Source organism: Anaerovibrio lipolyticus DSM 3074 (assembly GCF_900141865.1).
Classification (GTDB): domain Bacteria; phylum Bacillota; class Negativicutes; order Selenomonadales; family Selenomonadaceae; genus Anaerovibrio; species Anaerovibrio lipolyticus.
Map to the genome: position 1 here is coordinate 32,867 of NZ_FQYW01000006.1, position 11,814 is coordinate 44,680.

Annotated in this window: 6 protein-coding genes; all 6 read right to left on the minus strand. The window is 45.0% G+C overall.

The features are described 5' to 3' along the window. Positions 1 to 284: 284 nt before the first annotated feature. Complete coding sequence (locus tag B6K08_RS03380; protein WP_080325373.1) at positions 285 to 1,133, minus strand: Rpn family recombination-promoting nuclease/putative transposase; 849 nt, start codon at positions 1,131 to 1,133, stop codon at positions 285 to 287. Positions 1,134 to 1,534: 401 nt separating this feature from the next. Then, on the minus strand, positions 1,535 to 3,655 hold the full coding sequence (locus B6K08_RS03385) for a tetratricopeptide repeat protein (RefSeq protein ID WP_080325374.1): 2,121 nt from the start codon (positions 3,653 to 3,655) through the stop codon (positions 1,535 to 1,537). A gap of 275 nt (positions 3,656 to 3,930) precedes the next feature. After that, positions 3,931 to 4,785: a PHP domain-containing protein gene (locus tag B6K08_RS03390; RefSeq protein WP_080325375.1), complete on the minus strand. Its 855-nt coding sequence runs from the start codon at positions 4,783 to 4,785 to the stop codon at positions 3,931 to 3,933. A 110-nt stretch (positions 4,786 to 4,895) separates the two neighbouring features. Further along, on the minus strand, positions 4,896 to 6,692 hold the full coding sequence (gene uvrC / locus B6K08_RS03395) for an excinuclease ABC subunit UvrC (RefSeq protein WP_080325376.1): 1,797 nt from the start codon (positions 6,690 to 6,692) through the stop codon (positions 4,896 to 4,898). Between the two features lie 234 nt (positions 6,693 to 6,926). Then, on the minus strand, positions 6,927 to 9,758 hold the full coding sequence (gene uvrA, locus B6K08_RS03400; RefSeq protein WP_080325377.1) for an excinuclease ABC subunit UvrA: 2,832 nt from the start codon (positions 9,756 to 9,758) through the stop codon (positions 6,927 to 6,929). Between the two features lie 27 nt (positions 9,759 to 9,785). Then, positions 9,786 to 11,813: an excinuclease ABC subunit UvrB gene (gene uvrB / locus B6K08_RS03405; protein ID WP_080325378.1), complete on the minus strand. Its 2,028-nt coding sequence runs from the start codon at positions 11,811 to 11,813 to the stop codon at positions 9,786 to 9,788. Position 11,814 lies beyond the last annotated feature (1 nt).

Below are 11,814 nucleotides of genomic sequence, written 5' to 3' on the forward strand. Positions count from 1 at the left end.
GCTTGCAACCCCACAAGCCGTTTACGATTATAGCACTATCATCCATCCCATACAATATAAACGGAGGATTCTAATAGGAGTATAATTGTTTTCTCATTTTTTTCTAATTATTTTGCACGATACTTATTAATTTAATAAGACAATAGACCTATTTCACTTCATTAAAAATCTCCGCACATTTCCCCAGCTTAAATCACGTTTTTCATTTTTTCCTGTATGAGCCAATAAAAACTGCGGTCAAAATGATTACTCATCTCAACCGCAGTTTTAATTATTGCTATGGATTACTGTACGATATGCTTTAAAATCTGCTCACGAAGTTTGCCTTCATAACTCAACTCATCCATGACAGTATTAACATCCATTTCAGGATTTTTGGACATAAAATTCCTTACTGTTTGAACCGCCATTTTTAGTGCGCCCTTTACTTCGCCACGCGCTTCGCCACGAGCTTCAATTTCCATTATTTCCTGCTGAAAAGTCATATATGTCGCCTTCTTTCTCTCATCTGCCCTATATTCCTTTACAGTGCTATCCAGTTCCCGTGTGAAATCATCATCGGCAGAACCGCCGTTTACATACTTCAAAAATGCCCTCTGGTCTTTGGTGATATTATCCATATTCACCGCAGAAGCATTAAAGAAAATCTTATATGCCTCATCACAGAGCTCCAGGGTATTATCTGATACACATAAATTAGAAAAGGTATACCGAGGTAAGCCTGCACCATAAGGGTCAAATGTGCAAATAAAGATAATGTATGATTTTCTTAATTTCGTATAATGCTGGCCCTTTGCCAACAGATTATGGTCCATAACGGACTGATAATACCTTGTCCGCTTCCCCAATTCCTCTTTTTTCTTAGTAACTGCCTGCATCTCGATATCAATAGCAGTTCCATCTGCATCTTCAATGTAGATATCCAGCCTGATACCTCTGCTAACCATTCCTTCCCTAAAATCCTTTTCAAATTCGGGAATTTCCATCTTTGATATGGTTATATTTAGTAGTCTCTCCAATAACTTCTTGCACAATCCCGGCTTTTCCATAACCAAGCGAAACATTACAGCATTGGTTATAGTGGCTTTTTCCCATGGTTCAAATTGAGTAGAAAGTATTTCTTTATCTTCCATAATACCCTTCTCCTTGTATTCTAGCACACAAATATTGTATGTGCCATCCCCATACTACAGTATCAAGCTCCATGGATACCTGATACCAATCCCTCTGTAGATCTACAAGATTAGTATATGGTTTAATTATTGTAAAGTCAATTTATATGCTTATATTTTTATGTAATTTGAGATTTTTATTTATATTTTTTCAAAATACGCTATTTTATTAGATATTATATAAGTATCAAAATATAATATACCTCAAAAGCAAATAAAAAGCATCCCGTAGACTGCGTCATAGTATAGTTATTATTCAGTTGGCAAGTTCACATTTCATGGAAGACATAGTGTCAACATAGGAAAAGCCCATGAAAGGCATCGTTGGCTTCTCATGAGCTTTTTATTATCCGTTATTGTACTTACTTATTACTGATGCGTTTCAAAAACAAGCGCATTCCATCTACTACATAAGGGGCAATTCCGTCACCATAAGTTATCTCGACCTCACCGTTTCTGCGTAACTCCATACGCTCTGCATCAAGGAATTTTACCGACATGCGAGCGTTTATAAAAACATTATCCACAGCAGTGGAATCATATATGGTAAATAAACCGTTTTCCTTATCGTAGGTGAAAGCCGTCCATTCAGTAGGCCATTCTGTTTTAGTCAATTTATACCACATTGTTGGCAGCTTAGCGTTAATTCCTTTAGGATAGAGACGAACTGAATATTTAAATGGATATTTATAACTATTGTCGACATAAATAATCTTTCCTAGGTTTTCATCCAGTGAATACCGCATGCGCCCCACTGCGTCCCAGCAAGAACGCATCCCCGAGTATCTTGAATCATCACCAAAGGCTAAACGGGTGCGAATTTCATCCATTTTAACATCGTAGTATCCTATTCTAAATTTTGTGTGATTAAGATAAAAAGTAAATGTTCCATTTGCTGTGCTATCATAGTCAAATGATTCTTCTACTCCAAAACCACCACCATAGAAAAGTTCGGGATGATTGGTTTCTACAAACGACAAATCATTTCCTTGCAACCATGTGTCGTAGCCATGAACAAAACTGCCGTCTTGCAGGTCCTGGCACTTAAAAAGTATATATTTTCCGTGAACGGAACTGGTTTTTTGCGACGGTTCGTAGGAAATGGAATATTCCTCATTAAGATCACTTTTATATTTCTCATGAATATCTTCATTGGCCAGGGTAACTGGGAATGATTGAGGAGACGCTTCTCCGCCGATGGTTGCGGCCTGTTCAGCCTCTACTTCAGCCTTCAACTGCTCATACTGCTGCTGGTAAGTGCCATTTTCGTAGTTTATGCGTACCGCCTGTGGAATTACTTCCTCATAGAATTCCTCTGGCTCATTATTCTTGATGGCGTCCGCAACATTGATAATCACTCTGTTTTGTTCACAGATATCCAGTTTGGAGAAATTGCTGGCATTGTTGGTTACATAGATAGCATCGTTGAGCTTCTTTAAGTCTTCCTTGTACTTTTCACGCCTCTGGTACTGAGCTTGTTGTTTCCGAGCCAGCGCCTGACTGCGCTTTTTTGCAAAATCTGCTTTATCATCAATGATTCCAGGTCGATACTTATCTGCTTTTTTATAATCAGACTGGGCATCATTATTTTTTCCAACCGCTTCATAACATTTTCCACGATAATAATAGGTATGAGCCGATGTGTCATCTAATTCCAAGCTCTTATTAAAATCCACCATGGCCTTATCATATTGGCCCAATGCGTAATAAATAGAGCCTCTTGTATCAAGAATATTGGCATCTTCCTTGTCCTTCATTACTGCCCATTTGGCATCGTCAAGGGCCTGTTCATAATTTCCCAATAAGTAATTATGCCATGCCCTCTGGTTATACGCAGAAGCTATAGGTGCAGCCTCAATACGTCTGTTTTCCCACTCCAGGGCTTCATCGTAATTACCCAATTCCCAGCATGCCTTGCCTAAATCCCGGGCAATTGCCTGATCATGACAACCACCATCATAGATGTTTTTCAAATGTTTGTATGCCGTTTCCCAATCCTTTTCAGAAACAGCCTTTTCTGCTTGGTTAAAATCATTTTTATGGGCAGCATCGAAGGCCCGATTGTCCGCCGCCACCTCGTTGCACAGAGCTGGGAACATGCTTTTTACTGCGTCGTATACCGTAAGTGCATCACCAGAAATATTTACAAACTTGAATTTATACATTGTCCAATTATCAATGTCAATAGGAACACTATAATACGTTACCATATCGTCAGCTGTATCAAACAACACATAATTTGTACCATTGTCGCTTACTATAGGTATCCCATAAGGCAAATACTGCTGAAGATGCGTAGAATAGGCACATTTAACATAACTGCGCCCGTAATAAGTAACCTTTTGAACATAAGGAACCTTCATACGTATATACCCGTATTCCGTTTGGGCTATAATCGGATTTTCCGTATTTTCGGCGTAGCAGGTGCCGGCCAGCAAGAGCAGGACAATCCACAGTCCTGCCAAAATTCTTCGTAATTTCATATACTTTCCCCCATAACAATTGATTAAATTACCCTTTGTTGCTGATAAATCAGCCTATACCCCCACTGCCCTCCTATCTCTTAAACAGTTATTAATATGAGAAAATTATAGCATTATTGTCCCCCCCCGCAAGACATTTGGGTATCCTTGACAGACTCCAGACCCCTGCAGTCTTGTGGTATGAGGAAACTGCAAACAAGAAAAATACGGTTGAAATGATTACTCATCTCAACCGCAGTTTTTGTACTCTTTGCACTTTTTATTAACTTAGTATTTTATTTACGCCCTATGCGAGCCAAAATCTTTTCATAAAATTCAAATGGCACATTCATATTGCCTTCACGTCCGGTACCCAGTTCGATACCACGACGATTTGTTCCATGGAAGTCAGTGCCGCCGGTGGCCAGCATATTGTACTTTTCTATCATGCGGGCTGCGAATTCCTCGTCCTCAGGGGAATAATTTGGATAATACCGCTCCATGCCGTCAAGGCCGAATGACATAAGCTCCTTCAAGGCTTCCTCCTTCTTCCCCCAGGACCAGCCCTTCATGCCAATATCCTTATGGTAATGAGCCAAAGAGGTCACGCCACCTGCTTTTCTGATTACCGGCAGTGCTTCCTCAGCGGGAATATCACCATATACGCCTGCTTCCTTAAGTCCAGGATTTAGATATTCATCCCACAGAGTCTGAATCTTACACGGCAGATTCATAGCTACCATAGTACGCATAATGGCATAACGATCCAAATGAACGGCCGCATGCTTCTTTACCTTGTCCATGGTAATATCCAAGCCCTTGCGCTGAATATATTCCACCACCTGGTCCATATTCTTTTCCTTGTTGTGGCGAATCTTGGCATAAAGCTGTTTAAAATCAGGATTTGCCTCGTCAAAGCCCAGACACACAATATGGAGCTTGTGGTCCTCATAGGCCACAGTCATTTCCATACCGTTTATAAAATTAACCCCCAGCTTTTTGGCTTCAGCTGCTGCTTCCCCATTTCCCGCAATGGATTCGTGGTCGGTGAGGGTTACTGCCTCCATTCCCTTCTCCTTGGCCAAATCTACTACATCCCTTGGAGTGTAGGTACCGTCTGAAACGGTGGAATGAACATGTAAATCTATCATAAAATCAATCCTTTTGTTGTTGACCTCATCCACCGCCCTTACAGGACTAGCTTCGCGTCGCAGGCGGTCCCCCTTCCCCAAGGGGGAAGGCAAGTGCGATGGAATTAGTGTTAACGAAACTTAAAATAATTATGTACTGCCTCCGCTGATGGGGTATTCATGCCATCAAGACCAGCCATTTCCTCCACTGAGGCCTGCTTTATCTTTTCTATGGTGCCAAAATGGTCCATAAGTATTTTTCTCCGTTTAGGGCCAATCCCCTCCACATTGTCCAGTATAGAAACAAGATTTCGCTTATTCCGGAGCTTTCTATGGTAGGTAATGGCAAAGCGATGGGCCTCATCACGGATACGCTGAATAAGGTACAGGGCCTGACTGCTGCGTGGAAGTATCACCGGGTCGGATTCCCCTTCGCGATAAACCTCCTCAAAACGCTTGGCAAGTCCCACCACGGGAACTGTAAGATGGCCTGCTCCCCTGATTATTTCACAGGCGGAGCTAAGCTGTCCCTTACCACCGTCAATGATAATCAGATCCGGCATTTCCGCATCTGCCTTGCCATAACGGCGCATGGTGACCTCCCTCATGGACTTGAAATCATCTGGCTTCCCTTCCGCACTTCGTATCTTAAAGCGACGATAGTCAGATTTTTTCGGCACCCCATCCTCGAATACCACCATGGAGGCCACGGTTTCCGAGCCCTGGGTGTGGGAAATATCAAAGCATTCCATACGGGTTGGTGGATTCACCAATCCCAAATATTTCCCCAGCTCATGAACAGCTCCCAATGTCTGGGCATTGGCCTGCTTTAGGCGGGCACTTTCATCTGCCAGTGCCTTTTCTGCATTGCCAATGGCCATTTCCACAATATCCCGCTTGGTGCCCCGCTTTGGCACATTGAGGGACACCTTGTATTTGGTCTGTTCTCCCAGCCACTGCTCCAGCAGCTCCTGCTCCTCTACTTCCATAGGAAGCAATATTTCCCTTGGAATAAAGGTGGCCTGGTTGTAATACTGCTTCAAAAAGGCTATAAGCAATGCTTCATCTGTTTCTTCCTCGCTGCCATCCAGGAGGAAATAATCCCTGCCTACCATTTTACCACTACGGACGTAAAAAATCTGCATACAAACGCCCAAACCTGAACGGGCCATGCCAATGGCATCTTGATCCCCCACACCAGTAATAATGCGCTGTTTTTCGGAAATCTTCTGCACTGCCAAAAGCTGGTCCCGCAGACGGGCCGCCCGTTCAAATTCCAGATTGTCTGCTGCTTCCGTCATACGATTTTTAAGGTTATATTCCACCTGCTCCGTGCGCCCCTCGAGAAACAGCAACACCTCATCTATCATGAGCTTGTATTCCTCAGGGGATATTTTTCCCGCACAGGGAGCCAGACACCTTTTAATATGATGCTCCAGACATGGACGGTCCGAATCCATATGGCGACAGCTCCGCAAAGGGAACAGCTTTTTCAAAAGCCGCAAGCTCTCATGAAGGGCTGTAACATTGGTGTAGGGTCCAAAATACTTGGCCCCGTCCCGTGCCACCCGTCTGGTTATATGAACACGGGGAAATACTTCGTTGGTGGTAACCTTTAAATATGGATAATTCTTGTCATCCTTTAAGCTAATATTGTATTTTGGACGGTGCTTCTTTATAAGATTGCACTCCAAAATCAGTGCCTCCACCTCAGAGCCGGTGAGGATGGTTTCAAAATCCTCGATGCGGGATACCATGGATTTTACCTTGACAGAATGACTGCTGTTATGACGGAAATACTGGGTAACGCGGTTTTTAAGGCTGATGGCCTTGCCCACGTAGATTATTTTGCCCTTGGCGTCCTTCATTATGTAGACCCCAGGAGAATGTGGCAGAAGCACCAGCTTTTCCTCTATTATGTTGTTCATTCTGTCACATCCTTTCCAAATCATGTTAACTATACTGTCTGGCCAGGGGAAACTTTTTCGGCTTCATCACTGCGCTGTAATCATCATGCACGGTATGTAATTGCTTCTTCGGGGTCGGCAGGGCCGTTCTCACATCGCAACATAAAAATGGCTAATGTCCATGATGAGCCTCCGGCAGTACAGCTCCGTTCTTGCAGGCGAAAAAATTCCCCCCGTCCATAAACAAAGTTGCATTTAATCTCTGTGTTTTTCCTCCAGCAGTGGCTTCAAGAACTTACCAGTGTAGGATTTCTTGGTCTTGGCCACCTTCTCCGGCGTCCCTTCCACTACTATAGTGCCACCCTTGTCGCCACCTTCAGGTCCAAGATCAATAATATGGTCAGCGGATTTTATCACATCAAGATTATGCTCAATAACCACCACGGTGTCACCACCATCCACCAGACGCTGTAGAATAGCCAGCAGCTTATGTATATCCGCTGCATGAAGTCCCGTGGTCGGCTCATCCAATATATACATGGTTTTGCCGGTGGAACGCTTGGATAGCTCTGTGGCCAGCTTAACACGTTGGGCCTCACCGCCGGAAAGGGTAGTGGCAGCCTGTCCCAGCTTCACATAGCCTAGCCCCACATCCTGCATTATCTGAAGCTTATTGGCAATACGAGGTACATTCTTAAAGAACTCCACTGCCTCATCCACTATCATATCCAGCACGTCGGAGATGGATTTTCCCTTATATTTAACCTCCAGGGTTTCCGTATTGTAACGGGCTCCCTTGCAAACCTCACAAGGCACATATACATCAGGCAGGAAGTGCATTTCTATCTTTATAATACCGTCACCACGACAGGACTCGCAGCGTCCGCCCTTTACATTGAAGCTGAACCGCCCCGGCTTGTAGCCCCGCAGCTTTGCCTCTGTGGTTTGGCTAAACAGGCTCCTTATCATGTCAAAGACCCCAGTATAGGTGGCTGGATTGGAGCGAGGAGTTCTGCCAATAGGGGACTGGTCTATATTTATAATCTTATCTATATTCTTAAGCCCTTTTATTTCCTTGAACTGGCCTGGCTTTCCCTTGGTGCGGTACAGCTTGGAGGCAATTCCCTTATATAAAATTTCATTAATAAGGGTACTCTTTCCGGAGCCGGAAACACCTGTTACTACAGTAAAGGTCCCCAGTGGCAGCTTTACTGAAAGATTTTTTAGATTATTTTCCTTGGCCCCAACGACTTCCACAAAAAGGCCATTACCTTCCCGTCTCTCCTTAGGCACCGGAATATATTTTTTACGGCTTAAATACTGGCCTGTTACAGACTCATCCACCGCCATGATTTCCTTGGCAGTCCCCTGGGCCACCACAGTACCACCATTTGTCCCTGCTCCTGGGCCGATATCTATAATATGGTCTGCCGCAAACATGGTATCCTCGTCATGCTCCACAATAAGGAGAGTATTGCCCAAATCCCGAAGATTTTTAAGCGCAGAAAGAAGGCGTTCATTGTCCCGCTGATGAAGTCCGATACTTGGCTCATCAAGGATATATAACACTCCCACCAAGCCGGAGCCTATCTGAGTGGCCAGACGGATACGCTGGGCCTCTCCTCCAGATAAGGTTCCCGCTGCTCTGGAAAGGGTAAGATAATCAAGGCCCACAGTTACCAAAAATCCCAAGCGGGCATGAATTTCCTTTAAAATCTGGGCTGCAATTTTCTGCTCCCGCTGAGTCAGCTCCAAATTTTCAAAAAAGGTGGCGCAATCCCGTACTGTCATTTCCGTTACCTGCTGAATATTCTTTTCCCCTACAGTTACGGACAGGGACTCAGGCTTCAGACGGGCCCCATTACATACAGGACACTTATGAATGGTCATGTAATTTTCCAAATCTTCCCGCATGGCATCGGAATCCGATTCCCGATAGCGACGATCCAGCAAAGGCATTATTCCCTCAAAGGGGCCTGTGTGAATCTTATACACGCCAAACATATTCTCATAGCCGAAGCTATATTTCTTTTCCCCTGTTCCATAAAGAAGCTCCTCCTGAAGCTCAGGCTTCATATCCTCCCAAGGTGTATCAAGGGTAGCCCCATAGGCCTCACAAACAGAACTCATCTGGCACATGGTATAGGATTTTGGATTATTGGTAAGAGGTACAATAAGGCCCTGAGCCAAACTCAAAGTAGTATCCGGCATTACCAAGTCTATATCAAACTCGCTATGACTTCCAAGACCGCTGCAAGCAGGGCAGGCACCAAAAGGATTGTTGAAGGAAAACATGCGGGGAGCAATTTCCGGCAAGCTGATACCGCAGTCAATGCAGGCAAAATTCTGGCTGAACATAAGCATTGCCCCGTCCACTATCTGAACATAGGCCACACCCTCACCCAGCTTTAATGCTGCCTCCATGGACTCCGCCAAGCGCTGACGAATTTCATCACGGATAACAAGACGGTCCACCACTACTTCAATGGTATGCTTCTTGTTTTTCTCCAAATTGATTTCATCGTTGGCATCCATGATTTCACCGTCAATGCGGACACGGATATAGCCCTCCTTGCGGATATGCTCCAGCAGCTTTTTATGCTCACCCTTCTTGCCCCGAACCACCTGGGCAATTATCAGCAGCTTGGTGCGCTCCGGCAGCTCCAACAGCTGGGCCAGCATCTGATCAATGGACTGCTGATTAACCGGCTTGCCGCACTTTGGACAATGAGGCCGCCCAGCCCTTGCAAAGAGTAGACGCATGTAATCATAAATTTCCGTTACGGTTCCCACTGTAGAACGGGGATTACGGCTGGTGGTTTTCTGGTCAATGGAAATAGCCGGTGAAAGGCCCTCAATATAGTCCACATCCGGCTTATCCATCTGGCCCAAAAACATACGGGCATAGGAAGACAGTGACTCCACATAGCGGCGCTGTCCCTCGGCATACACCGTATCAAAGGCCAGGGAAGACTTCCCTGACCCTGAAAGCCCTGTAACAACTACCATTTTGTCACGGGGAATATCTACATTTATATTTTTCAGATTGTGGACTCTCGCCCCCTTGATTCTGATATATTTTTCCATTTAAAAACCTCTTCTATATCCTATTATTTACTTATTTTTTCCTTCCAGCTCCCAAATCATATCACGGAGCTCTGCCGCTTTTTCAAATTCCAGGGCCCTGGAGGCCTGCTGCATTTCTCTGGTAAGGGTTTTGATAAGAGCTTCCTTGTTCTTGGCAGTGAGCTTCTTTTTCTTCTTACCATCACCAGTTTTATAGGTAGCAGCTGCCTCAGCCACCAAAGTGGTTTCAATCAGTACTTTTACAGGCTTGATAATAGTTTTTGGTACAATGCCATGCTCCTTATTATAGGCCTGCTGAATTTCCCGGCGGCGTTCTGTTTCATCCATGGCCCGCTTCATGGAATCAGTGATTCTGTCAGCATACATAATAACCTTGCCTTCGGCATTACGGGCAGCACGGCCAATGGTCTGAATGAGGGATGTATCCGAACGGAGAAAGCCTTCCTTGTCCGCATCCAAAATAGCCACCAAGGACACCTCCGGCATATCCAATCCTTCACGGAGAAGGTTAATACCCACCAGCACGTCAAATTCGCCAGCACGCAAATCATGGATAATTTCCGCTCTCTCAAAGGTGGCAATATCCGAGTGAAGATATCTTACTCTGATACCGGTTTCCTTTAAATACTCCGTAAGATTTTCCGCCATCTTTTTGGTAAGGGTGGTTACCAGCACCCGCTGGTCCTTCTTTACACGTAGCTTAATTTCCCCTAAAAGGTCATCAATCTGGCCCTCCAGCGGACGAACCTCCACCTCAGGGTCAAGGAGCCCCGTTGGACGGATAATCTGCTGTACCACCTGCTGGGCCCCTGACAGCTCATACTTGGCCGGAGTGGCAGATACATAAACAATCTGATTTATTCGCTGCTCAAATTCCTCAAATCTTAATGGACGATTATCAAAGGCAGAGGGCAGGCGAAAGCCATTATCCACCAGGGATTCCTTTCGGGAACGGTCCCCGGCGTACATAGCCCTGAGCTGTGGCAAGGTAACATGGGACTCATCAATAACCATCATAAAGTCTTCCGGAAAATAATCCAACAGCGTATATGGTGCCTCCCCGGGAGCCCGCTGAGTCAGATGACGGGAATAATTCTCAATCCCTGAGCAATAGCCCATTTCCTGTATCATTTCCAAATCATAGTTGGTGCGTTGTTCAATGCGCTGAGCCTCAATGAGCTTGTCGTGCTCCTTGAAAAACTTGACCTGTTCCTCCATCTCAGCCCTTATGGTGCCCATGGCAATCTCCAGATCTTCCCTTGGGGTTACATAATGGGATGCCGGGAAAACCATGGAATGAATGCGCTCGCCAAAAATTTCTCCCGTCAGCACATCAAATTCCACAATGCGGTCAATCTCGTCACCGAACATCTCAATGCGCACCCCGCGGTTATTGTATCCAGCCGGGAAAACCTCTACCACATCACCACGCACCCGAAAATGACCACGCTCCAGAACTACATCATTACGGTCATACTGCATATTCACCAAACGGCGCAAGATATCGTTTCTGTCTATCTCCTGCCCCTTATGAAGGGACAGCACCATTTCGTGATAGCTCTCAGGGGAGCCAAGGCCATAGATACATGACACACTGGCCACAATAATGACATCACGCCGCTCAAAGAGAGAACAGGTGGCAGAATGGCGCAGCTCATCAATTTCATCATTTATGGACGCATCCTTCTCTATGTAGGTATCAGTGGAAGCTATATATGCCTCAGGCTGATAGTAATCGTAGTAGGAGACAAAATATCCCACATAATTGTCGGGAAAGAATGTCTTAAACTCGCTGGCCAGCTGGGCCGCCAGTGTCTTATTATGGGCAATAACCAGCGTAGGCTTCTGCACCTTTTCAATGAGCTTGGCGATAGTAAAGGTTTTTCCGGTACCAGTAGCGCCCAACAGCACCTGGGCCTCCTGACCATTTTCGATACCCCCGGCCAAATCCTCAATGGCCTGATTTTGATCACCCATAGGCTCAAATGGAGCTACCACCTTAAAGGGAATTCCCTCACCAAAATCCATATTATTTAATTTAGGGACCTCTGCCATT

Coding starts and splice junctions, on each gene's coding strand:
- uvrC (WP_080325376.1), bottom strand. CDS start 6,692: ATGAACAACATAATAGAGGAAAAGCTGGTGCTTCTGCCACATTCTCCT.
- uvrA (WP_080325377.1), bottom strand. CDS start 9,758: ATGGAAAAATATATCAGAATCAAGGGGGCGAGAGTCCACAATCTGAAA.
- B6K08_RS03385 (WP_080325374.1), bottom strand. CDS start 3,655: ATGAAATTACGAAGAATTTTGGCAGGACTGTGGATTGTCCTGCTCTTG.
- uvrB (WP_080325378.1), bottom strand. CDS start 11,813: ATGGCAGAGGTCCCTAAATTAAATAATATGGATTTTGGTGAGGGAATT.
- B6K08_RS03380 (WP_080325373.1), bottom strand. CDS start 1,133: ATGGAAGATAAAGAAATACTTTCTACTCAATTTGAACCATGGGAAAAA.
- B6K08_RS03390 (WP_080325375.1), bottom strand. CDS start 4,785: ATGATAGATTTACATGTTCATTCCACCGTTTCAGACGGTACCTACACT.